At 44.1% G+C, this 24540-nt stretch carries 22 protein-coding genes; 15 read left to right on the top strand and 7 right to left on the bottom strand.

Annotated elements, in window-relative coordinates:
* Positions 1–315 precede the first annotated feature (315 nt).
* The 6 genes from AC3CH3_RS16285 to AC3CH3_RS16260 all read left to right on the top strand — a co-directional run bounded on the left by AC3CH3_RS16285 (position 316) and on the right by AC3CH3_RS16260 (position 7745).
* The gene (locus AC3CH3_RS16285) at positions 316–1326 is read left to right on the top strand and encodes a putative 2-aminoethylphosphonate ABC transporter substrate-binding protein (RefSeq protein ID WP_488538680.1); all 1011 of its coding nucleotides are present in this window, start codon (positions 316–318) and stop codon (positions 1324–1326) included.
* 119 nt (positions 1327–1445) lie between these two features.
* Complete coding sequence (locus AC3CH3_RS16280; protein WP_488538679.1) at positions 1446–2867, top strand: FAD-dependent oxidoreductase; 1422 nt, start codon at positions 1446–1448, stop codon at positions 2865–2867.
* Positions 2868–3094: 227 nt separating this feature from the next.
* Positions 3095–4204, top strand: coding sequence for a putative 2-aminoethylphosphonate ABC transporter ATP-binding protein (locus AC3CH3_RS16275; protein WP_371694639.1), 1110 nt, complete (start codon positions 3095–3097; stop codon positions 4202–4204).
* Between the two features lie 20 nt (positions 4205–4224).
* Positions 4225–5934 (top strand): putative 2-aminoethylphosphonate ABC transporter permease subunit, encoded by a 1710-nt coding sequence (locus AC3CH3_RS16270; RefSeq protein ID WP_488538678.1) that lies wholly within the window; start codon positions 4225–4227, stop codon positions 5932–5934.
* A gap of 68 nt (positions 5935–6002) precedes the next feature.
* On the top strand, positions 6003–6707 hold the full coding sequence (gene phnR, locus AC3CH3_RS16265) for a phosphonate utilization transcriptional regulator PhnR (RefSeq protein WP_004730140.1): 705 nt from the start codon (positions 6003–6005) through the stop codon (positions 6705–6707).
* A 135-nt stretch (positions 6708–6842) separates the two neighbouring features.
* The gene (locus AC3CH3_RS16260; protein ID WP_488538677.1) at positions 6843–7745 is read left to right on the top strand and encodes an EamA family transporter; all 903 of its coding nucleotides are present in this window, start codon (positions 6843–6845) and stop codon (positions 7743–7745) included.
* A gap of 133 nt (positions 7746–7878) precedes the next feature.
* On the opposite strand, the gene AC3CH3_RS16255 is transcribed toward AC3CH3_RS16260, so the two are convergent.
* The 3 genes from AC3CH3_RS16255 to AC3CH3_RS16245 all read right to left on the bottom strand — a co-directional run bounded on the left by AC3CH3_RS16255 (position 7879) and on the right by AC3CH3_RS16245 (position 12125).
* Positions 7879–8661, bottom strand: coding sequence for a siderophore-interacting protein (locus AC3CH3_RS16255; RefSeq protein WP_488538676.1), 783 nt, complete (start codon positions 8659–8661; stop codon positions 7879–7881).
* Between the two features lie 200 nt (positions 8662–8861).
* Positions 8862–10340 carry a peptide MFS transporter gene (locus AC3CH3_RS16250; protein WP_488538675.1) on the bottom strand — a complete coding sequence of 493 codons (1479 nt, stop codon included), beginning with the start codon at positions 10338–10340 and terminating at the stop codon, positions 8862–8864.
* Between the two features lie 414 nt (positions 10341–10754).
* Positions 10755–12125, bottom strand: coding sequence for an L-serine ammonia-lyase (locus tag AC3CH3_RS16245; protein ID WP_488538674.1), 1371 nt, complete (start codon positions 12123–12125; stop codon positions 10755–10757).
* 307 nt (positions 12126–12432) lie between these two features.
* Between AC3CH3_RS16245 and AC3CH3_RS16240 the strand changes: the two genes are divergently transcribed.
* Entirely contained in the window at positions 12433–13311 is an 879-nt protein-coding gene (locus AC3CH3_RS16240; protein ID WP_019820443.1) for a YdcF family protein, read from the top strand.
* A gap of 4 nt (positions 13312–13315) precedes the next feature.
* On the opposite strand, the gene AC3CH3_RS16235 is transcribed toward AC3CH3_RS16240, so the two are convergent.
* Together AC3CH3_RS16235 and AC3CH3_RS16230 are read right to left on the bottom strand one after the other, a co-directional pair.
* Entirely contained in the window at positions 13316–13438 is a 123-nt protein-coding gene (locus tag AC3CH3_RS16235) for a hypothetical protein (RefSeq protein WP_488538673.1), read from the bottom strand.
* A 39-nt stretch (positions 13439–13477) separates the two neighbouring features.
* Complete coding sequence (locus AC3CH3_RS16230) at positions 13478–13738, bottom strand: putative hemolysin (protein ID WP_017059521.1); 261 nt, start codon at positions 13736–13738, stop codon at positions 13478–13480.
* A gap of 367 nt (positions 13739–14105) precedes the next feature.
* Here AC3CH3_RS16230 and AC3CH3_RS16225 point away from each other — a divergent pair, with 367 nt between their 5' ends.
* The 8 genes from AC3CH3_RS16225 to AC3CH3_RS16190 all read left to right on the top strand — a co-directional run bounded on the left by AC3CH3_RS16225 (position 14106) and on the right by AC3CH3_RS16190 (position 23027).
* Positions 14106–14624, top strand: coding sequence for an NUDIX hydrolase (locus AC3CH3_RS16225; protein WP_017059522.1), 519 nt, complete (start codon positions 14106–14108; stop codon positions 14622–14624).
* A gap of 219 nt (positions 14625–14843) precedes the next feature.
* On the top strand, positions 14844–16607 hold the full coding sequence (locus AC3CH3_RS16220; protein WP_488538672.1) for an ABC transporter ATP-binding protein: 1764 nt from the start codon (positions 14844–14846) through the stop codon (positions 16605–16607).
* Positions 16601–18385 (top strand): ABC transporter ATP-binding protein, encoded by a 1785-nt coding sequence (locus tag AC3CH3_RS16215; RefSeq protein WP_488538671.1) that lies wholly within the window; start codon positions 16601–16603, stop codon positions 18383–18385. Before AC3CH3_RS16220 ends, AC3CH3_RS16215 begins: the two co-directional genes overlap by 7 nt.
* Positions 18386–18619: 234 nt before the next feature.
* Positions 18620–18886 carry a hypothetical protein gene (locus AC3CH3_RS16210; protein ID WP_171328242.1) on the top strand — a complete coding sequence of 89 codons (267 nt, stop codon included), beginning with the start codon at positions 18620–18622 and terminating at the stop codon, positions 18884–18886.
* A gap of 134 nt (positions 18887–19020) precedes the next feature.
* Positions 19021–19452, top strand: coding sequence for a hypothetical protein (locus tag AC3CH3_RS16205; protein ID WP_488538670.1), 432 nt, complete (start codon positions 19021–19023; stop codon positions 19450–19452).
* Between the two features lie 257 nt (positions 19453–19709).
* Positions 19710–20630, top strand: coding sequence for an IS5 family transposase (locus tag AC3CH3_RS16200; RefSeq protein WP_488537951.1), 921 nt, complete (start codon positions 19710–19712; stop codon positions 20628–20630).
* 144 nt (positions 20631–20774) lie between these two features.
* A complete protein-coding gene (locus AC3CH3_RS16195) occupies positions 20775–21614 on the top strand; it encodes a tetratricopeptide repeat protein (protein WP_488538669.1) in 840 nt (279 codons plus the stop codon).
* A 144-nt stretch (positions 21615–21758) separates the two neighbouring features.
* Positions 21759–23027, top strand: coding sequence for a peptidoglycan DD-metalloendopeptidase family protein (locus AC3CH3_RS16190; protein ID WP_488538668.1), 1269 nt, complete (start codon positions 21759–21761; stop codon positions 23025–23027).
* Positions 23028–23176: 149 nt separating this feature from the next.
* Here the strand turns inward: AC3CH3_RS16190 and AC3CH3_RS16185 are convergent, their stop codons facing one another.
* The gene (locus AC3CH3_RS16185) at positions 23177–23497 is read right to left on the bottom strand and encodes a heavy metal-binding domain-containing protein (protein ID WP_004730185.1); all 321 of its coding nucleotides are present in this window, start codon (positions 23495–23497) and stop codon (positions 23177–23179) included.
* A 71-nt stretch (positions 23498–23568) separates the two neighbouring features.
* Positions 23569–24495 (bottom strand): LysR substrate-binding domain-containing protein, encoded by a 927-nt coding sequence (locus AC3CH3_RS16180; protein WP_488538667.1) that lies wholly within the window; start codon positions 24493–24495, stop codon positions 23569–23571.
* Between the last annotated feature and the right edge of the window lie 45 nt (positions 24496–24540).

The raw sequence follows: 24540 nt of genomic DNA, 5'->3' as shown, positions 1-24540 counted from the left end.
AATATTTGCGATTACTTTAACAACCAATTTAAACGGTCGTAAATAGCCCAAACGTTATTTTCACAAAAGCTTCATATTCAAATTTGTCACTTGTGTTGAGAAATTTCCCGATCTTTAAATTGCCATTTTTTGTTCATTTAATCGTCATAAAAGCCAGTTAGCTTAATACTCGAAATCTGGTACATACCAATGTGAGGGTCTGTGCTAATAACCTAAATGAATTTATGGATATAGAAGCCTCTAGATGGAGCTTCTAGCCTTAACAACTTTAACCTTGGCAATTCCTAACCTTGGCATCGGGCCTGACTGGAGAAAATGATGAAAAACCGTTTTATGAAAGGATCACTTGCAGCATTAGTTACTCAACTAGCTGGTAATGCTTATGCAGCACAGGAAGTGACGGTTTACACAGCTTTTGAAACTGACATTTTAGCGAAATACAAAAACGCATTTGAAAGTGAAAACCCAGACATCAACATCAAATGGGTTCGTGATTCAACAGGGATCATGACGGCAAAATTATTGGCCGAGAAAAACAACCCTCGTGCAGAAGTCGTATGGGGTCTTGCGGGTTCTTCAATGGCTTTGCTTAAAGAAGAGGGCATTCTTAAGCCTTACACTCCTCAAGGTGTAGAAGCGCTGCGTGCAAATCTTAACGACCCGCAATCTACTCAAGCTTGGTATGGCAATGACGCATTCTTCAATGCGGTTTGTTTCAACGAAGTAGTTGCTAAGCAATTGAACCTACCTGCACCTAAATCTTGGGATGACCTAACGAAGCCTATCTACAAAGGCCACATTGCAATGCCAAACCCAGCGTCTTCTGGTACGGGCTACATGCAGGTTTCGGCTTGGTTACAAAACATGGGTGAAGACCAAGGTTGGAACTACATGCAGAAGCTAGATCAAAATATTGCTCATTACACGCACTCCGGTTCGAAGCCATGTGTTCAAGCGGGTATGGGTGAAGTGGCTATCGGTATTTCTATGGCGAGCCGCGGCGCGAAGCTGAAGACTCAAGGCGCGCCACTTTCTGTGATTACACCGGAAGGCATCGGTTGGGAATCTGAAGCGGTAGGTCTTGTTAAGCCTTCAGATGCAGCACAGCGTGTTATCGATTGGTCTATCTCTAAAGCAGCGAATGAACTTTACATCGAAATGTACCCAGTTGTTGGCCACCAAGATGTCACAGGTAAAGCAGAAAACTTCCCGAACGTAGAGAAGAACATGGCAAAAATGGGCTTCGCTCGTATGGGCAGCGAACGTGCAGATGTTCTGAAAACATGGTCTGAGAAGTTTGACGCTAAATCAGAGCCAAAATCTTAATCTGACGACCTATTCAGTTAATTAACTATTTAGCTCATTAGAAGTTAGGAATCAGTAAAGGAAGGCTTCGGTCTTCCTTTTTTAGTTTACGCCTTTAGGTTTTAAGTAAGGTACAACAAATGACAAAGCACTACTCATATTGGTTCAAGCAAGCGTTGGAACAAGAGTTTGGCAACATCAATGCGGGGCTAGATTCGGCTAAGCCGCTCCAAAAAGACGTCAACTGTGATATCGCCGTTGTCGGCGGTGGCTATACGGGTTTATGGACGGCGATTTTAATCAAACAACAGCAACCCGAAAAACATGTTGTGGTGATTGAAAAAGGCCTATGTGGTAGCGGTGCTTCTGGAGCGAACGGCGGTTGCATGCTGACGTGGTCAACTAAGTATCCGACGCTGAAAAAGCTCTACGGAAAAGAACAAGCGAAATGGTTGGTTAAGGAATCGGAAAAGGTTATATACGAGATCGAAGCCTTCTGTAATGAACACAAGATTGACGCGCATCTATATCGCAGCGGAACTTACTACACGGCGACCAATGAAGCTCAAAAGGGGGGAATGGAACCTGTTGTTAATGAGCTGGTTAAGCAGGGAATCAATAGCTGGAAGAAGTGCGACAATTCTTTGGCTGATAAAGCGGGATCTGAACGCCACATTGAGGGTTACTACTCAGAAGCTGCGGGCAGTGTTCAGCCAGCGTTATTGGCTAGAGGTTTACGCCGAGTCGCGCTCGAACTGGGTGTCGAAATTCACGAAAACACAGAGATGACATCACTCGATTATGGCTCCCCAGCTCGAATTCAAACCAAAGGCGGTTCCGTATTTGCGGATAAAGTGATTTTGGCACTCAATGCGTGGATGCTCGATCACTTTAAAGAGTTCAAACGCAGCATAGTGGTAGTCTCTTCCGATATGGTAGTGACCAAGCCTATCCCTGAAAAGCTCAAGCAGTTTGGCCCAGAAAAAGGAGCAGCGGTGGTGGATTCGCGTATCTTTGTCCACTACTACCGAGATACCCAGGACGGGCGAATCATGCTGGGTAAAGGTGGCAATAAGTTCTCGTTTGCAAATCAAGTTGAAAGCATGTTTAACCAAACGACTGATTACCTGCCGATTCTCAATCAATCATTCCAAAAGCTGTTCCCTAAACTGGAGCAAAGTGAATTCGATTACAACTGGTCAGGCGGCTCAGATCGTTCGGTCACCGGATTGCCATTTTTCGGTAATCTAAAAGGCCAAAGTAATATCTATTATGGGCTTGGTTACTCTGGCAATGGCGTTGCTCAAACCCGTATAGGCGGGAAGATTTTGTCAGCAATGGTACTCGGAACCGATAATGCTTGGACGTGTTGTGGGTTAACCAAAGGACCGCTTGGGCATTTCCCACCTGAGCCATTCCGCTGGGTAGGTGCCATGATGGTGCGTGATGCGGTAAGAAGAAAAGAGAACGCGGAAGATTCGGGTAACACGCCATTGTGGCTAGATAAACAGTTATCCAAACTCGCAGGTGCGGCGGGCAAAGCCGACAAGGTTGAATCATAGATCAATCTAGCGTTTAAATTGGAAGTTTGCATTGAGGCTCTCAGTGATTTATGGGCAAGTCACTGAGGGCTTTTAACGTTGAACGAACTGTTAATGCAGAACAAATAGCAATCTTTAATGCTTATTATATCTGCAATATAACTGTCATTTAGCTACTATAAATTTGTCACTCAACTGCAATATTCTCAGTTTAAATTTGGTATATACCATATGAAGAGTGCTGTAGTATGAGCAACCAAACTTATTTGAATATTGAAAACGTTGTAAAGCAATTTGGTCAATTTACAGCGTTAAAAGACATCTCCCTATCGATAGATAAAGGTGAGTTCGTCTGTTTCCTTGGCCCGTCTGGCTGCGGTAAAACGACACTACTACGTGCGATTGCAGGACTGGATTTACCGACCTCAGGCTCGATTGAGCAGAACGGTAATGATACGACCTTCTTGCCACCAGAAAAGCGTGACTTTGGTATCGTGTTTCAATCTTATGCTTTGTTTCCCAATCTCACAGTGGAAGAAAACATTGCGATTGGTCTGAAGAATCAAGGGATGTCGACCAAAGAAGCTCTGGAAGCGGTAGAATCTTGGTTGGAGACCATCGGTTTACCAACTTCTGGTCAAAAGTATCCGAATCAACTGTCTGGCGGACAACAGCAGCGTGTTGCTTTGGCTCGCGCATTGGCCTTGTCTCCAGGTTTGTTGCTACTTGATGAACCGCTGTCTGCATTGGATGCGAAGGTAAGAACACACCTGCGTGATGAGATCTGTCAATTGCAGCGTAAGCTAGGCATTACCACCATCATGGTGACCCATGATCAAGATGAAGCCTTAACAATGGCCGATCGCATTGTGGTCATGAATCATGGTGTTATCGAGCAAGTGGGTGCTCCGCAAGAAATCTATCAAAATCCAGTTAGCCGCTTTGTCGCTGAATTCGTTGGTAGCATGAACTTCATTCAAGCTTCTGTTGCTGCGAAAGGCAAAATGCGCATTGCAGAGTCGATGTTAGCGTTGCCAGTTTTAGATAATTTGACACCAAAGCATGGCGATCGGTTTGATATCGCGGTGCGTCCAGAACAAATTCAGTTTGTTGATCGCTTTAACGAGTCTTTACCCGTCAGAATCATATCTAGCGAGTTCTTAGGGGCGTTCTATCGAGTTGAGTGTGAGCTGCAACATGACTCAACGGCTAAAGAGATCATCGTTGATGTGTCAGTTAAAGAGTTCAATCGATTGAAACTGCGTCGCAGCGATATTCGTTACGTAGCGTTTGATGAAGAAGGCCTTAGAGCTTACCCATCTGAAAGCCTGCAAGTGATGAAAGACGAGGCGGCGTAACAATCATGGAATCGACTCAAATGATGCAATCTAAGCTGCTAATTCAACGACGAGTAACGCCTTTCCTTGCTCGGTTAAGTAAAGACAACGTAATCCTATTCGGGCTTCTGGCTTTTTTGTCTGTGGTCATGACGCTATTTATTCTGATGCCACTGTGGGCAATGTTGAAAAAGAGTGTTCAGAATGCAGACGGAGAATTTGTAGGACTACAGAATTTCGCAACGTATTTTGCTTCGCAGAGCCTCTGGCAGTCGGTAGGTAACACGTTTACGCTTGGGCTGTTAGTAACGGTTGTCGTGGGCGTCTTGGCGTTTGGTTATGCCTATGCGCTAACTCGTTCATGCATGCCTTTTAAAGGACTTTTTCAAGTACTGGGTTCTGCGCCTATTCTTGCTCCGTCACTGCTTCCTGCAATCAGTCTTATCTTCTTATTTGGTAACCAAGGTATCGCTAAAGAAGTCTTGGGGGGCAACTCGGTTTATGGTTTGATTGGTATCTCACTGGGCTTGATATTTTGGACGTTTCCACACGCCTTGATGATTCTGACCACCTCATTAAGAACCTCTGACGCTCGTCTGTATGAGGCAGCACGTGCACTCAATACTTCATCGTTAAAAACTTTCTTTATGGTGACGTTACCTGCGGCAAAATACGGCTTGATCAGCACCCTGATTGTTGTGTTTACGCTGGTGGTTTGTGACTTTGGTGTGCCAAAGGTGATAGGTGGTAGCTACAACGTGTTATCGACTGACATCTTTAAGCAGGTGGTTGGTCAACAGAATTTCTCTATGGGTGCGGTAACCAGTATCTTACTGCTATTGCCTGCGTTGCTTGCGTTTACCGTTGACCGCTGGGTTCAAAAGAAACAGAAGAGCTTGTTTGATACTCGTTCTGTCGCGTACCAACCTGAAGCTAGCTCACTACGTGATGGCTTATGTTTCTTTTATTGCACCATCATCTCTGCTGCTGTGGTTATCGTGCTAGGCATGGCGATATACGGTTCAATGGTCACGTTCTGGCCTTGGAACAAAGCACTCACCTTGAATAACTACAACTTCGCAGAAATGAGTACTTATGGTTGGACGCCGTTCTTCAACTCTCTAACGCTGGGTGCATGGACTGCTATTATCGGTACAGTGCTGATTTTCTTGGGTGCGTACTGCATCGAGAAAGGCAGAGCATTTGGTCCAGTTCGTCAAGCGATGCAAATGCTCAGCGTTGTGCCGATGGCGGTTCCGGGCATGGTGTTAGGTTTGGGATACATCTTCTACTTTAATGACTTGAGCAACCCACTTAACTTTTTGTATGGCACGATGGCGTTCTTGGTGATCAACACCGTGGTTCACTACTACACGGTAGGGCACATGACGGCGTTAACGGCATTGAAACAGCTGCCTTCTGAAATTGAAGCGACGGCGGCTTCGGTAAACTTACCGCAATACAAGTTGTTCTTTAAGGTGACGGTACCTGTTTGTCTGCCGGCGATTTTAGATATTGCGACATACCTGTTTATTAATGCACTTACCACGACATCTGCGGTAGTATTCTTGTATTCTACCGATACGATACCTGCGTCAGTTTCAGTACTGAATATGGACGATGCGGGACAAACCGGTGCAGCAGCAGCCATGGCAGTCATGATCATGATATCGGCGGCAAGTGCGAAGTTGATTCATATGTTAATCAACAAGTTATTTGAGAAGCGCACCCAAGCTTGGCGCAAACGCTAGCGAACCACTTTATATTGCAGTTGGCCAAGGAGTGGCTGACGACAAGAACAAGAATAAAAGGAAATGAAGTGCAGTACGTAAAAATCAAAGATGTCATCGTAGAGCAGATAGAGTCGGGGATGTTAACGCCACGACAGAAGCTGCCTGCGGAGCGCAAACTGGCTGAATCGTTTGATACAACACGGGTAACGTTGCGTGAAGCGCTGTCTTCACTTGAAGCTGAAGGGCGTATTTATCGAGAAGACCGCCGTGGTTGGTTTATCTCTCCAGCGCCACTGCGCTACGACCCAACGCAAACGCTGAACTTCACTAATATGGCTTTGTCGCAGAATCGTAAGCCGAAAACAGAATTAGTGGCAGCGAAAGGCATGTTAGCAACCAAGGAAGCAACTAGGCTTCTTGAGCTGCAACCTTTTTCGGATGTTTATCGAGTAGACAGAGTTCGTTACCTTGAAGACCGGCCGGTTGTGTATGTGACGAACTACATTCGACCAGAGTTGTTTCCTAACTTGCTCGATTATGACCTGTCTAAATCACTGACAGACATTTACCGTGAGCACTTTGGCGTGGTGTATCAGAAGATCCGTTACCGTGTAAGCACAACGTCTCTGTTGGGAGAAACCGCACAAGCATTGCGTGCAACTTCGGGTTCTCCTGCAATGGTGGTTGAGCGTGTTAACTACAATCAAAATGGCGATTTGATTGACTGTGATATTGAGTATTGGCGTCATGACGCGATCAGTATCGAGTCGATAGCGCAGTTAGAGCGTTAGTCGAACGTTAGAACACTTGCACACCTCACTTTGGGGATTTGCCCAACTGGAATGATCAAAGGTCTCTTATCTGGAGGCCTTTTTTATCCCCTGTTTTCAGCGACTGCTCTTATCAGTAAATAAGTTAGGAATGAAATGGAATTCTCTGCCATCATCATCGTGATTATCTCGGCTCTGTTGCATGCGGGTTGGAATGTCCTCGGTAAATCAAATCAAGGCTCTGGCTCATCTTTCTTCTTAGCGTCTGGCTTTGCCGCTGCCGCGATTCTGACTCCTTATTTGATTTGGTATGTCTACAGCGTCGGCTTTGCGAACATCACAATTCCATTCTGGCAGTTGCTCTTCTTGAGTGGCATTTGCCAAATCATCTATTTAATTGGCTTAGGCATCGCCTATAAACAGGCTGATATTGGTGTTATCTATCCAATGGCACGAGCGCTGCCTGTGTTAATGGTTGGTTTGGGAACCGTATTGATTGGCTATGAGTTGTCATTGAATCAATGGATTGGCTTTGCACTGATCACGTTAGGCTGTTTGTTTGTTCCACTGAAACAATTCTCTGAGCTGAGGCTGAAGGCTTACCTGAACCTTGGTGTGTTTTGGGCGCTCATCGCAGCCATCGGCACTACGGGTTACTCCATTATTGATAAAGAGGCGATGCTCTTATTAGAGCCTTTAAGCACGCCTAGTATTACTAATAAACACACGGCGATTTTCTACTTGGGTATTCAGTTCTGGGCGATCGTGATTCCGCTGAGCCTGTGGTTACTCGTGTCGAATCAAAGAATAGAATTTCATAACGCTTGGTTACTACGTAAAAGAGCGACACTTGCTGGCATCATGATGGCTTCGACTTATGGTTTGGTGTTATTTGCGATGACTATGACAGAGAACGTCAGCTTGGTTGTGGCACTTAGGCAAGTAAGTATCATCTTCGGCGTAGTGATGGGGATCTACTTTTTAAAGGAAAAGTGGCACGCGACTCGCGGTGTAGGCGTCTCTCTAATTATTGCTGGCTTAGTTATCTCATTGACTTAAAAGCTCGCCGGAACGATTGGATATTTGTGCAGAGGCATCTATATTAAGCTAAATCAAAAACGCCCTTAGCGATACAAACTTCGTCAAGGGCGTTTTCTCTTTATCTAGTAAGAAGCTGTAGGTAGTAAAAGACTTAACCCGCTAAAGCTTGAGCATCCTGTTGTTTCAACACTTTGTGACCATCTTCAGTGACGCCACGTTTCCAGTAGCTGCTGATGTAGATGTTCTCTTTTGCGATTTCTTTTTCGTTGCGGAAGTATTGTCTCAGCTCGCGCATGCTTTCAAATTCACACGCTGTCCATACTGACACTTGGCCTTCTAACCACTCTGTGTTGCGCACGGTTTGTGCAAGTGACTCTGAAGTTTCATCTTCAACCAACCAGGTTACTTTGATGCCTTGAGGGGTTTCAAGTGCTTGTTTATCTGCCGCTGAGTTGATCTGAATGACAGCGTGCCCCGTTGCTGTTTCTGGAAGCGTTTTTACTTTTGCAGAAAGCGCAGGGAGGGAAGTCATATCTGCAACTAAGAAGAACCAGTCTGACTCTAGATTAAGACCTTGAATTAAACCTGGGCCAGCCACTGAAACCGTGTCACCCACTTTTGCATTCATTGCCCATCGAGCCGCAAAACCACATTGCAAATCTGTAGTGATATGGCGAACAAAATCAACTTCAATCCATTGTTCTACAGGATTGTACTGACGAATGGTGTAAGTGCGCATGGTTGGGCGCTCACCTTCGTTTAGTTGGCTTAAATCAGTCGTGCCTAGTGGCGAGAATAGTAGCTTGATGTAGCCGCCTACACATTCAGCAGGGTACTTACTTAATCCCTCACCGCTAAACGTAATACGCTGCATGTTTGGAGTAATGGTTGAGGTTTGAGTAACGGTTAATGTGATAGGGCTAGGCTTGCTCATATAAGGATCTCTTAGATTTTGATTTCCACATCATAATCCTGAACTAAAAAACACTCAATACTAATAGTTATCATTTACTTTGATTTACACATGTACTACCTACTTATACGACAGATCCTATTAAGAAATAGAACCGACAAAAAAAGAGCCCTTTAGAAAACTAAAGGGCTCTTAGGATTAGTTTGGCTCAGCGAACAGAATTAGTTGTTTGCTTGCTCTAGTTCAATCGTTTCGTCAGCGGCTTTCGCAGCTTCTAGCATCTTACGAATAATGAACGATGCTGCCATTGCGATACCTACCATTACGACTGCAAGAACAGTCAGCATTTGGAAGTAATCACCGTAAACGGTTTGCACGATCTCTTGTGTGATCTCTTGACCTTTCTCTAGTGCAATAGACGTTGAGAATACGGCACCAACAATGCCTGATAGTGCGATAGCAACAGAGAACAAACTTACTGAGAAGTTCTCGATGTGCTTAGGTGCGACAGACAGAATGAACGCCACAACCATAGAGCCAACAATTACTTCACCAAATGCTAGGAAGAAGTGGATTGCTAGGAATACTTCAGGGCGAATCAGAACGTCTTCACCAACTGTGGTCACTGCCATTGTCAGGATACCGAAAGCAATAGCCGTTAGAATGAATGAGAAACCGACTTTGGTTGCGGTAGAGAAGTTAATGTTTTTCTTTTCTAGGTTAGAGAAGATACCTGCGATGATAGGGCCTGCAACCATACACCACAGTGGGTTCATTGCCATTGACGCCTCTGGTGCAACAGGAATGAAGCCAAATAGGTCACCACGCATGGTGTTGATTGCTACCATTGTCATCGATGTCATCATTTGGCCGTAGTACACGAAGAAACATGTAGTCAGGAATGTGATGATTAAGATGGTGCCCATTTTCAGCATGTCTGATTTCTTTGATTTCACCATCAAAGAGACAAAGTAGATAATGGCTGCAGCACCGATCGCGTAAACGATGTTTTGGCCAATATCCATGTTAGAGAACATGAAAAATACTAAGCCGATCATTGCTGCAGATAAGCCTAGGAAAGCAGCCCAGTTTTTAGTGCTTACTGGTTGCTGGTCGATTTCAGCACTTGCTTCAACAAGGCCTTTACGAACAAACAACATCATCAGTAGTGCCGCGCCTGCTAGAACAGCAGACAGAAGGAAGCCACCGTGGAAGCCAACAACAAGCACTAGCATTGGGAATAAGTACTGACCTAACAGTGCACCAATGTTGTTTACTGAGTAGTTGATAGGGTAGCAGTTTTCAAAATCTTCTTGTGTTTTGAACGTGCGTTTGTAGAGACTTGGGTAAGAAGGAGACATCAAACCACGTGCATAACTTGCTAACGCAATACCACATAATGCCATCGGAACATTGGTTGCTGCTGCACCAAGTACCAGTAGAACGTAACCACTTGCGAACCCTAGGAAGGCAATGGTTAAAGATCGGTAAGCGCCTAAAAACTTGTCGGCGATAAAGCCACCTGCGATAGCAAATAGCGGTCCGATTGCAGAGAAAGCACCAACAACCATCATGGTGTCGGCTTCATTGTAGTTCAGATCTTCAAGGAAGAAACGAGTCAAGATCACCATGACGCCATAGAACGAAAGTCCAAACATCATCTGGCAGAACATCATTGATTTGTTTAATCTATTCCACATTATTTTATTCTCACATTTGTATTAATATGTAGTTTAATTACCCGATTATAATACCATTGCTAGTAATACATAAACTGAAACATCTGTCTCAAACAGGACTTTGCTCGATATATCTTTTCTTATGAGTGCATTCATATTTCTTATGAATGAAATTTGCAATGTTAGATTTTGCTAGTGGATGCATAGCGGTGTGAAATGCAGCCATCATCACTTGCGGCTAAGTAATGAACTAATAAAGGGAAAATTAGAGGTGGCCATTCTGTAAAGGTTTTGAGTGAGTATCACTTTCAATTGGCTGCTGGGATTTAGCCAATAAAAAAGCCAGCTTGGTGGCTGGCTTTGTTGAGATATTGAAAACTAAGTTTACACGAATGCCGTCTCTATAGAGGCTTTCTCTACTCGTGTTCCTGTCTGTTACTCACACGGGGGTGCCATGTGAATCACGGCCAGGCCGCCTAGAGAAGTTTCACGGTACTTCTTGTTCATGTCTTTACCTGTTTGGTACATGGTCTCGATAACCTTGTCTAACGAGATAAGACACTTGCTGGTACGTTTCAATGCCATGCGCGATGCATTAATTGCTTTCATTGCACCCATTGCGTTACGTTCGATACATGGCACCTGAACAAGCCCGCCGATCGGATCGCATGTCATGCCCAGTGAGTGTTCCATCGCGATCTCAGCGGCAATACAGATTTGCTCGTTGCTACCACCACGTAGGGCAGTTAGGCCAGCAGCAGCCATTGATGAAGATACGCCAACTTCACCCTGACAACCTACTTCTGCACCAGAAATCGAAGCGTTGGTTTTGTATAAGATGCCGATAGCACCAGAGACTGCCAAGAAGTCCTTAAGCTGCTTAGTGTCTAGCTCTTTGATGAAACGATGGTAGTACATCAAAACTGCAGGAATAACGCCAGCAGCACCGTTGGTCGGTGATGTGACAACCTGACCGCCCGCTGCGTTTTCTTCACTCACGGCAAAGGCAAACAGGTTAATCCAATCCATGATTTCCATTGGATCGTTTTCAATTGAGGCATTCGCTTCAAGCTTTTTCAAAAGAGCAGGTGCTCGACGAGTGACTTCTAGGCCGCCATCAAGGATGCCTTCCGTGTCAAAGCCACGCTGCATACACAGAGACATCACCTTCCAAATTTGGTCGGCTTTCTGGTCAATCACATCCATACCTTGGAATGAAACTTCGTTACGTAGAATTAAGCCACCAAGGCTCAGTCCTTGTTGTTCGGATAGTTCAAGCAACTGATCAGCAGAAGAGAAAGGGAACTCAACTTGAATTTCTGCTTCCTGTTTGCCGTTTTGTAGCTCATCAGCGGTTGCGATAAAGCCACCACCAATCGAGTAGTAGGTTTCCATATCCAGAAGGCTGCCGCTTTCGTTAAAGGCAGAGATAGTCATACCATTTTCATGCAGCGGAAGGTTGGTCTTGTGGAAGAGCAGATCGCTTTCTACATCGAAATAAATTTCATGGTTACCGCTAACCAATAGAGATTTATCTTCAATCGCCTTACGCATTGCTTGGTTAGCACTGGTGATTTTAATGGTGTCGGGGCGGTTACCTAGCAAACCTAACAAGGTCGCTCTGTCTGTGTGGTGACCAATACCCGTCAATGATAACGAGCCGTATAAGTCGATTTGAATACGCTTCACTTGCTTAAGCTGAGCATCAATTTTTTGGGTAAAGTTAAACCCAGCGATCATTGGTCCATTTGTGTGGGAGCTGGATGGTCCAACCCCAATTTTGTAGATATCAAAAATAGACAGCATAGTAACTTCCTGTGAAGACGGTTCGATGGACGAACTCTGTGTAAAATTTGTATTTTGTTCGTTTCACTTATATATGTGAAAGCGTTCTCTGTTTAAAACTAACGCTAACCAGCGTAGCCCTGTGGACCCTATGATCGTGCTATTGTGCTTTTAAGCTGCACTTTGATTGTCGAGTACCTTATTGTGTTGCTTTGCAATAGTGAGCATTATTGCGAGCAACTTATAAGAATTTCAAAATACTTTTGTTCACAAGTATTGTATACATAATTCACTCCATCTAATCCCCAAAACGAGACTTGAACATAAAATGAGCATTAATAACCTCCTTATTGTGCTGGGTAAACGGCTTAATGAGAATGAATTGACTGAGGAAGGAATCAGTCGAGTTGATGCTTTGGTGAAGTATCTGGCGGAGTCCTTGAACGCAGAGCCTCGCTCGTCCACAGCGGTCGCTTTTTGTGGTGGGGTAACCAAAGGGCAGAGTGTTTCGGAAGCTGATGCGATGCACCGATACTTTCGAGAGTTGGAAAGCCTCCGCGAAGTCCCGTTTACTCTGGGAGCGATTTTATTAGAGCAGCATTCAACCAATACTGTAGAAAACATCCAAAATTTAGCTGCTGAGATGATAGAGAGTGGTCTATTTACTCGTGGGCAAGGTGTAAAGATAACGTTTGTGTCGAATGACTATCACTTGCAACGAATCTTTGAGATTCAAACGCTAATGGACGAGCAAGGTTTGCTTAAAGTGCTTGTTGACAGGTGTTCCGCGCTTGGTGTGGATTTGCAAATAGATCGTCAGTTAGAGGCTCATGTGGCGGTGCCATATCCTCATCAAGGCCCTCAAGGGCAATTGTTTTTGCTCATGGATGTACTGACCACTTATCGAGTTTATCTTGAAGGTGTCTGTGCGGGCACATTTAAGCGAGATTTGGAGTTGGTTAGACAAGAGCCAGAAAGACTGTCTTTGGAAGCACTGATAGCCGTAAAGGAACTCGTTGGGCGTTCATCTGACTTTGACATTGTGGAGAGTTTACTCCCAGCATTGGAGCGCTGTATCCAGCAGACTTCAGTGGGTAGCGATGTAAAAAAAGTCAGGGAATACCTAGCTCTACTAGATACTAACCTGACTTTATTGAATCGTTATTTAGATCCGGAATCGGGTCACACACATCGCTGGTGGCGATAAATCGTTATTTTTTTTTGGTGATGCCAAGAACTGTTTTTAGGCTAGCAAACGCAATTAAGCAGTAGGCGAGTAGTTCTGTGCCTTCTTCTGCAATGTTTTTAACGGCGCGAACGTAATCATCGCCCATAACATTGTGCCAGAAGGCTCATGTGTTTTTTTACAGTGATTAACTTTGGTTTTCTGAATCTTGCTCATGGTTATTGCGGTAGTACTCCCACTGTTCAATGCGCTCGCCGTCATCGAATACACAGTAAGTTGTACGCTGATTGTTTTCAGTAACCGTGTCTAATTCACCGTCCTGTTGAACACAATAAACCGCTGCTGGGTTAGCGACTGAAACACGTTGGCCTTCGCTATATTCTGCATAGTCGTTTGCACAACCGCCTAATACAACGGCACATACAGCCATCAAACCAATTTTCTTCATGTTTATCTCCTACGTGATAACTCTATAGTTGAATACGTTAAGTTCTACAGAACCCAATTAGAAGCTCTATCAAATGAGTATATTTTAGATTTCAGAAAAGGTTGTTCTAATTTGGTCAAGATATTGAAATAGGTTGATATTTCGCCATGTTTAGCTGCTTTTTGAGGGCTAGATCAAGCTAAGCTAGCCGGGTTATAGAAGGGCATTAATTGTTGAGTGAAGGCTTTCAGAGGCTATGTGATGTTTTCTTACTTCGTCGGTTATGAGGTACAAAGTTAGAAGGTGTGTTGATGTGAACGGCTATGAACCTCGAATCTATGAATGATTATGATATGATGCCGCCAAATTCAGTTGAGCAGTTAGAGCCATGAGACACCTAAAAACAACCATCCACCCTGATATCGACCATCTAGACAATAAAACGGTCTACAAACGCAACGCTGCCCGTGCCATTGTGTTAGATGGTGAAGACATTCTGATGCTGTATACAGAGCGTTATCACGACTACACCATTCCTGGTGGTGGTTTGGATGAAGGGGAAGATGTGATCGCAGGTATGGTTCGTGAACTCGAAGAAGAGACTGGCGCGAAGAATATCCATAGCATCAAGCCGTTCGGTATTTTTGAAGAGTTTCGTCCTTGGTACAAAGACGATGCAGACATGATGCACATGATTTCTTACTGCTACTCATGCAAGATTGATCGTGAGCTTGGCGAAACGGCTTACGAAGATTATGAAGTGAAAAACGGGATGAAGCCGGTGTGGATGAATATCCATGAAGCGATCGCTCATAACGAAAAGACGATGGCAGAGAGCCCTAAAAAGGGCATGAGTATTGAGCGTGAAACCTTCTTACTTCATCTCATAGCAAAAGAGATGCTTTAACACTTAGCTATATAGATCAATATCTAAGCTACAACTTTGCCGCCATTAGAGCGGCAAAGTTGTTTCTTGTGGTGCTAAAATATAACACTAATAGCGAATAATTAAATATGGTTGATATTGTCAACTATGTGTTTTTGATGTATCTTTACCTCTGCGATGTTCCATCTTGCCGGATAACACCATCACATCGCTGTGTGCCTGCCCTAAACAAAGAATACTATGACTAAAAGACAGTTTATTGCCCATTACTTGCGCATGAATCGCACCTCGTACTTATTGGCGATTGTGTTCATCTTTCTCGTCAACTGGTTACAAGTAGAGATCCCTCGCTATATCCAATTGGCGATAGATTTGATTGATGATGCCTCTTCAACTGGCCATCAACAGCTTCAAACCTATGTTTGGATTGTGGTCGGGATGTCGGTTGCCATGGTGGTGGTGAGAATTTTATCTCGTATTTATGCGCTTAACCCGGGGCGAATTACAGAGGCCGCACTTAAAAGTACACTTCTACAAAAACTGAATCGTTTACCAAGTAGCTTTCATGAACGCTTCGCTTCGGGTCGACTGATCTCGATTATCAATAATGATCTTGGTGGCATACGCTTGTTGTTTGGTGTGGGTTTCCTCCAGTTCTTTAATGCGCTGCTGGCGTTGTCGCTGACACCTCTTTACATGTGGCGCATATCGCCAGAATTAACGCTTTATTCGATTATTCCTATCTCAATCGCTTTTGTGATTTTCCGTGTGGGTTTTAAACGCATGAAAGCACTGCATTTAGAGCACATGAAACGTCTGCAAAACCTGTCTGCTCAGCTAATGAGTTACCTATCTGGGATTGACTTGATTAAGAGCCAGCAGATGTCACCTTGGGTGAAAGCTGAAACTGAAAAGCTTAATCAGTTATTACTTGAATGCCGCCTTAAAATTACACGTATCCAAGTCTTCTTTATGCCGGTACTCGACTACGCCAATGACCTGATGAAAATCATCATTCTTGGGCTTGGTGGCTACATGTTAATGAGACAAGAGCTAACCCTTGGTGAGATTACCGCCTTTCTGACTTACTCCGTTTTGTTGGCAATGCCATTGATGCAATTAGGCAGAATCGCGACCATTTATCAACGTGGCATGGTGGGCATTCAAAGTGCACAAACCATTCTTAATGCCAAAGTTCCAGAGCTTGATGAAGGTAAGCTTACTGAGTTAGACGTTGAATCGCTGAAGAGAAAAACGTTCTCTATTCGCAACCTCAGCTTCAGCTATTCAGGTGAAGAACATCTGATTCTCGATGACATCAGCTTTGACATTTCTGCAGGTAAGAAAGTAGGTGTGCTAGGCGGAATCGGAGCGGGTAAAACAACCTTAGTAAACTGCTTGAACCACCACTTGGATGTACCACAAGGTTCTATTTTCCTTGGCGAAAGAGATATCACTAGCTTCTCACGCAGTGACTTACGTCGTTACGTGAAAACTGTGACTCAAGACCCTTATTTGTTCTCCGCAACTGTTGAAGACAATATTCGTTTTGGTAGTTCAGATACTGAATTAGCGAAGAGTCAGGTTAATGAGGTTTTAGAGCTAAGTCAGTTAGCCAGTGATGTCACTCGCTTTGAGCATGGCGATCAAACCTTAGTCGGTGAAAAAGGGATCATGTTGTCTGGTGGCCAGAAGCAGCGATTAAGTATTGCTCGTGCTTTATTGCAGCCAACCGACCTGATTATTATGGATAACGTTTTATCGGCTGTCGACTATGAAACAGAACGTAGGATCTTAGAAGGCTTGTTTAAGCGTTTGGAAAATCAATCCGTTCTTGTGGTTTCACACCGCGTGAATGCCCTTGAATATATGGATGAAATCATCGTCTTGAATGAAGGCAAAGTGATCGCGAAGGGCGACCACGCCACGTTATTGAAAACGTGCGATTACTATTACGATACATGGCAACTACAGCAGAATGAAACGGAGGCAGCAGCATGTTAAAAGGTGTTGATCTCAAGTACCTCAAGCACTTTTTTAAGTTTGCTAAGAAATACAAAGGTTCTGCGATTCTGGGTATCGCAATGCTTCCTCTTTCTGTCATCACGAGCTTGTTGTTCCCTTGGCTGATCATTCAAGTGATAGATGTTCACCTGAGTCACGGGGATATGGATGGCCTGCTCGAATACGTCTTCTATCTCGTTGCCGTGCTGGTGGCGAGTTATGTGGTGGATACCACCTATTCGTACAACCTGCGTAAAACTGGTCAATACACGATAACTGACATGCGATCAGTATTGTTTGCTCGCGTGCTCAAACTGCCGCGCAGCTATTTTGATAACACACCGATTGGAGTAACGCTCTCACGATTAACCAGTGACTTGGAAACCATCGGCGAGACGTTTGTTCAGTCGGTTGTCGGGCTAGTTAAAGACAGCATCAATACCATTGCTCTGTTGGTGATGATGTTCTTCATTGATTGGCAGTTAACGATGATTGTATTGATCATTATGCCGCCAGTGATGTATTTGACGGTGTATGTGAGAAACCGACTTCGTGCTCTCTATAAGGTGACTCGTTCTTCGCTCGCTCGCGGTATTGGCTTTTTGCAAGAAGTCTTATTTGGCATGAAAACCGTTCAGATGTACCGAGCGGAAGAGCAAGTCGAGCAGCGTTACCAAGGCTATACCGATGAGTTTTTGAAAGCCCAGAAAAAGATCAATAAATACGACGCTATTCTGTTCTCATTCATTTCTGGTATCACATCCATCACCATCGCGGTAATGATTTGGTACGGTTCTGAGCAAGTGATAGAACGGGCGCTCACCTTGGGTGTGCTGATTGCGTTCATCAACACCTTAGAAAAAGTGTTCGTGCCGATCCGAGATTTTACTTCGCAAATTGCATCAATTCAGAGCTCATTTGCCGCGTTCGACCATATCGAAGAGCTGTTTGTTGAACCGACCGAAGAAGAGGGGCGTAACTTACTGCCATCAGAGCAGGTTGCTAAACCGTTAGAGCAGTTTGAAAGCCTTGAGTTTAAGAACGTAAGCTTCCGCTACAAAGGTGATGCTCCGTACGTTCTAAAGAACGTCTCATTTGTATTGGAGAAAGGGCATCAAATCGCACTGGTGGGCTCTACAGGCTCAGGTAAGTCAACGATTCTGCGTCTGATCTCTAAAACCTACCAAGACTATGAAGGCAGCATTTTGTTGAATGGAATAGAGCTGTCGCAGATCTCAAGCGAAGACTCTGCTCATTTGTTCTCAATGATGATGCAAGACGTGCACTTATTTGAAGAGACCATCCAATTCAATATCGCGCTGGGCAAAACGCATCTATCTAGAACTGAGGTTGAACAGGCGGCGCGCTATGTTTATGCCGATAAGTTTATTGAACAATTGCCACAAGGTTATGACTTCCACTTGGAAAAGAACGGCTCTAACTTGTCTGTAGGGCAAACGCAGCTTATCTCGTTCGCTCGAGCGGTTGCACAGGGTGGTCAATTGATGATGCTTGATGAGGCGACCAGTTCGGTAGATTCAATCACTGAAGACCTGATTCAAAAAGCAATGCAGCGCCTTTTCAAGGAAAAAACCGTGATTGCGATTGCACACCGTTTGAGTACTGTTCGTCACTCAGACACCATTTTGGTGTTGGAAAAGGGTGAAATTGTTGAGCAAGGTAATCATCAACAACTGGTGGCGCACAATGGTATTTATGCTGGCTTGTTACAAGAATCGATTGTAGAAACGGGCGATTCTCAAGCTACGGTGGCCTGATTGCCTCAAATCAGGCTGTTGCTTTCGATAAGATGAATTGGTCTTGTCTATGCTTCACCAATTTCTATTGTTATTCTAATATTCCCAATAGGTTAGGGAAATTAAACATATTTTTCGATTATTAATATGTTATGATCTCCCTACTACTAAAGGGGTGTCTTCGGGCATCGGGATGTATGCGAGCAAAACGTAAGTGCTTGTGTCAGTCACTTTCTGGCGAATATGGAATCGAAAATGTTGTTGGAAGAAGTTGTAGAAATTATCGAATTAACCGACTCAGACCATTTATCTCAAGCAATGGAACTGTTTAACGAGCATGGTTTTGTTGATGCTGAGTATTTACCTTTTATGAATGTTGTTTTTGAAACAGCACCGGATCACCTTGCGAAGAAGTTGTCGCAGGTTGGTTTTAAAGGTTTAGTGCAAGTCGAAAAGAATGAAGATGCATCGGGCTTCACCATTATTGATGCTGACCGCGTTCTGCTAAAAGACTCTGCTTAGCTGTAAGACTTTGCTTAGATACAAGACTCTGCTTAACTGTAAGATTTTTCTTAATTACAAGAATAAGATTCAGCGTAATGAAAAGGCTCTATCCAGTTCAGTAACACCCGTTATGATTATTTGAGGTTAACACAGTGACAACAGCAACCGCTTCATCAACAGAGCAACACATTTCCAATGAACATGCGCTTTTAGGGGCATCGTTATTAGCGTCTCAAAAAGTTGAGTTGGCTCTGTTCAGTGTTATCTCTAAATTAGCTAAAGCACTGCCAAAGGAACAACAGTCAATAGGCTTGGATTTGGATACCTTTTTAAGGGAAAAGCCAAGTGAGCAAGCCTCTATGCTGAGCCTATACGAACAGACGTTTGGTGAGCAACTTCCTTTGAAGGCCAATGAACTCAACGATTTTATTTACCACCGAAACTTGGTAACTCGTGGCTTTTGGCGAGTGACTGGGGCTGATGTTAAAGGCGGTGAGAAGCTTGCGAATCCAGAGCTATATTTAAAAGAGTTCTTGGCCAAATGTGAATACTGGCAAGTGATGCTTGATACCCAAACCAAGTAATCAAATTGAAATAAGAAAGCCATAGCGAAACATGCTATGGCTTTTTTGTTTGTGTAAACCATGCTGAATTTTTTAAAGCAGATGATTACCTCGAATACTGAGAACATCACTTATATTACTTAAATATCCCTCCAAAATTTAAATCATCATCTTCAATACATAGTTCCTAGAGACAAAGGGCTTTGTTGCGTAATTCAATGGAACTAAATCAAGAGCCTACGATCTGATCAGCTACGTTCACTCCTTCTCGTAGCTCTATGCCTAAACCTCGTTACAAAACAACCAACTGGAAGAAATACAACCAATCACTTATTAACCGTGGCTCTCTGACCTTTTGGATTGATGAAGAGGCAATAAACGGGTGGGCGCAAAGCAAACAGAGTAAGCGCGGGAGGCCACGTCGGTTCAGCGATTTAGCTATCACGACAGCGCTCATGGTGAAACGAGTTTTTTCTATGCCACTGAGAGCTCTGCAAGGGTTTATCGACTCAATATTTAGGCTTGCCCATGTTCCATTAAGTTGTCCGCATTACACCTGCATCAGTCGTAGAGCAAAGCAAGTTGAGGTCTCATTTAAGACTAAAGCGAGAGGAGCAATACAGCACCTGGCCATTGATGCAACTGGCCTAAAGGTTTATGGCGAAGGTGAATGGAAAGTCAAAAAACACGGGACAGATGGCAAGCGTAGAGTTTGGCGAAAGCTGCATATTGCCGTTGATACAAGCACTCATGAAATTATCGCAGCCGAGCTAAGTTTATCGACGGTTACAGATGGAGAAGTCCTCCCGAACTTACTGAAACAAACACGCCGAAGTATCCTTGAGGTGTCTGGTGATGGAGCTTACGACACGAGATTGTGTCATGCTGCTATTAAGATTAAGGGAGCCATTGCGCTTATTCCCCCAAGAGAAGGGGCAGCCTTCTGGGAGCGTGGTCATCCTCGAAACCTCGCCGTGGTTTGCCAGAAGTTATACGGCTCAAATAAGTATTGGAAAGAGCGGTATGGGTACCACAGACGTTCACTATCAGAAACAGCGATGTATCGAGTTAAACAGTTACTAGGAGGACGATTGAGCTTAAGACATTACAATGCGCAGGTGGGTGAGACTTACGCGATGATAAAAGCGTTGAACAAGCTTACTGGGTTAGGTATGCCTGAAACTTGTCGTATTGACTAAGAAACACACGAAATGGGGTAGCTCTATCTATAAATTTAATTACGCAACAAAGCCATAAGGAGAAGGCAGAATTGCCAACTTTCTAGCTTGTCTTGCGATTAAGAGATACAGTTAACAAAGATTAAATATATAAGGAATGTATAAATGCTTCGAACCCTATTGATTGCAGTGTTATCACTGGTCACGACCATGAGCTTTGCAAGCGAGGAGGTTAAATACTCAGAGAAAGAGTATGTAGACCGACCATTGATGGAACGCTACATCTTAGATGAGTTGAAGCAGTTGCGAATGGAACAGCAAGATCTGGAAAGGCGCTTGACCATTCAGATGACCGATCGTGAGCTTACAGTCGCCGATAAGTCATTGAATTATGCCAACGTCACGGTCACGTATTTCTTCTACATTATTGCGGGTGTTGCTTCTCTTATTGCATTGGTTGGTTGGCAATCACTGAAAGACCTCAAACACACCACCAAAGAAATGGCCGATCAGCGACTGAATTCGATTGCTCAAGACTATGAGAAGAAATTCAATATTCTTGAAAGGGATCTTAAACGCAAGACCCGAATAATCTCGGAAAACAACCGAGAAATCGAAATCATCAATGAGATTCACAATTTATGGCTCAGAGCGCAAAACGCTCAAACCGCCGAGCAGAAGATTGAAATTTACGATGAGATATTGAAGGTTCGTCCGGGTGATTTAGAAGCGTTGACCTATAAAGCGGATGCTGCGATGGATATGCAGGAATACCACTGGGCAATGAGCCTATGTAACCGCGTGTTAGAAGTGGATGACCAAAATGCCCACGCCTTGTATCAACGTGCTTGTTCGTATGCAAGGTTAGGAGCAGAAGGTCAGGCTATCGATGACTTAGAGCGTTCTATTGAAGCGAGTGGTTCAATGAGAGAGTTGCTAGCTGAAGAGCCAGACTTTGAGATGCTGCGCGGCTTAGATCGTTTTGAAGCGCTTTGTGAAGAGTAATGTCACTTAAGGTGGTGGGCTTCACACGCCCACCATATTTTGGCAACTTTTGTGGAACGGTTTCTTACATTTCGTTTATTTTTTTGAATTAATTGTTATGTTATAACACTTACCAAGTTCCTTGTTATAACCGCTAAGTATTTTATGAAGTTCCTCCCTATTGGCCTGATCGTGATCGCTATCAGTGCATTCTCGCTTTCCGTTTTGCTCCATTTTCAATCCGAAGCACCAGAAGAAATCTCAATTCAAGTCACCCCTTATAAAGATTTATTAACTCATCAAGAGGGGGCATCAAACTCATATACAGATTCAGAGGCAAGCTCAAGAACGTTGATAAAAGTTCATTATTTCGTGAAGGTTGGAGATACGCTCAGCAACATATTTTCGTCATGGAAACTGCCTTATGAGACAGTTCAAAAAGTGATGGAAGCGGATCTTGAGTCTTTGAAGCTCGATACAATAAAGCCTGGCGATCATCTAGAGTTGCTTTTGGATAGTGACTCTAAACAACTCGTAGAGCTGATTTTCCATGAAAGTCTCGTAGAGCAAGCTGTCTTCACTAAAAATGATGATGGAAGCTTTAATTACCAATTCCATGAAATGCCTGGCGAATGGAAAGAAAAGCTCTATAAGGGCACCGTTCATGGCAGTTTTTCAACGTCAGCATACAAAGCGGGATTAACAACCGCCCAGATAGCCAATATTACTCGAACGTTAAGAGACAAGATTAACTTCTCAAAGCAGTTAAGAGCGGGCGATGAGTTTAATGTGTTGGTTAAGGAGCAATACACAGGCGACCATCTAACAGGAAAAACAGAGGTCCAAGGCATATCGATTACGTTACGAGGTAAGGAAGTGGCCGCGTTTCTTGCTCCAGATGGACGCTTCTACGACAGAGAGGGTAACAGCCTTGAGCAAGCGTTCAATCGCTACCCAATAGACAAACAATTCCGAAGAATTACTTCGCCATTTAACCCGTACCGTAAGCACCCAGTGACCGGACGTATATCTCCACATAATGGTACTGACTTCGCAACACCTGTAGGTTCGCCAGTTTATTCAACCGGTGACGGTCGAGTGGTGGCACTTCGTGACCACCCGTATGCTGGTAAATATTTGGTGATTGAACACAACAGCGTATATACGACGCGTTATCTTCACTTGAGCCGCTTCTTAGTTAAGAAAGGTCAGCAAATTAAGCGAGGTCAGAAAATTGCGCTATCGGGTGCTACTGGTCGTATCTCTGGCCCGCACTTGCACTTTGAGGTATTGGTTCGTGGTCGCGCCGTCGATGCGATGAAGGCGAACTTACCAATGGCAAGCTCAATTATGCCTAAAGATAGAAAAGAGTTTTTGGCTCGAATTGCCTCTTTTGATGCCATGCTCTCTGAGCCCACAGATCGCGTGAGTTAGAGATATTCATATCTAACTTGGCAACGCATACAATCACGCCCCTTAGTTAGCGATTTAGCTAAGGGGCGTTTTTTTAAAGAATCACACGATTAAGCGACTGAATCCGTTATTCGATGGATAGAGCTGTTGAGCGATAGGTTTGCCACTGATTAAGCAACCACCACTGCCGTGCCACTAGCAGAGACCATCAACATGCCATTACCTGTTCCCAAGACTTCGTAATCAATATCTACGCCTACCACCGCGTTGGCACCCGCTTCAATCGCTTTCTGTTCTAACTCTTTGAACGCGTAGTTACGTGCTTTTTCCAGTTCTTTCTCGTAGGTGCCAGAACGTCCACCTACAAAGTCACGAATTCCTGAAAACATATCTTTGAATACGTTCACCCCGAGAATAGCTTCTCCGGCAATAACCCCTTTGTAATCGACAATGCGTTTGCCTTCGACAGATTGTGTAGTGGTAATAATCATAATGGCCTCTGTAAGTTAGATGCGTTGTAACTAGCTGAATAACGGCTAGCTGTATTTGGGCTAGAGCAGTTTTATTCCTGAATATCACCGCTGATTATTGTCTCTGAGCGTGTGAATTCATGTCTCAACCATGTTCTCAGTTTTAGCACACTTTCTTGTTTTAATTTGTTTTTCGGGCAAACAAAGTAGAAATCTTGGTGCGGGTTAGCTACTGGATCGCCAAGCTCTACCAGCATGCCGTGGCTAATATCATCTTTCACAAACAAGCGATGCGTTACTAATACGCCTAATGAGCGAATTGCAGCTTGCACGGCTTGAATGGAGACATCGAATGTTAGATTGCTATGGAATGTGGGCAGTGGGATTTGGTAATTGTCGCACCATACCTGCCAGTCGTGTTGTCGCCTTAGGTTAAAAACACCAATGGTCGGGTTTTGTTTGACGAGTTGTTGAACGCTTAACTCACTCTGGTTTTTTAGCAGAGTTGGACTGCATACCAAGACCAGATCATCATCGCCAAGCTTTTCGCTGTAATACTGATCCCATTCATTCGGTTTGCCGTGCACAAGGGCAATATCCACGCCTTCCTGCTCGATATCAAAAGGGCCAGTTAAGGTGGAAATACGAATATCGAGTGAGGGAGCAAAAGCTTGGAAATCGGGGACACGGGGAATCCACCAGTGCATCGCGAGTGAGTTCACCATGTTGAGCGTGATACGGTGATCGTTAGGCGTTTTTGCCAATTCTTCTGTGGCTTCTATTACTTGTTCCAGTGCTGGCGCGACCTTTCGATAATATCGCTTACCGGCGGCATTAAGAACAACACGACGACCTACTCGCTGAAATAGTGGTTTATTAACCAGTTGCTCTAGTGATTTGATGGCTTGGCTTACTGCAGAATGACTGACAAACAACACTCGAGCAGCGTCGGTCATGCTGCCGGTTTCAGCAACAGCAATGAAAGCATAAACGGATTTAAGCGGAACGAGTTTCTTCATTGGTAAGTTTTCCTTACAGTTATAGTTAATATTACTCGCTATTTT

The organism is Vibrio sp. QJM3NY_35, assembly GCF_057785915.1.
This window is presented reverse-complemented; position numbering and strand designations above follow the sequence as displayed.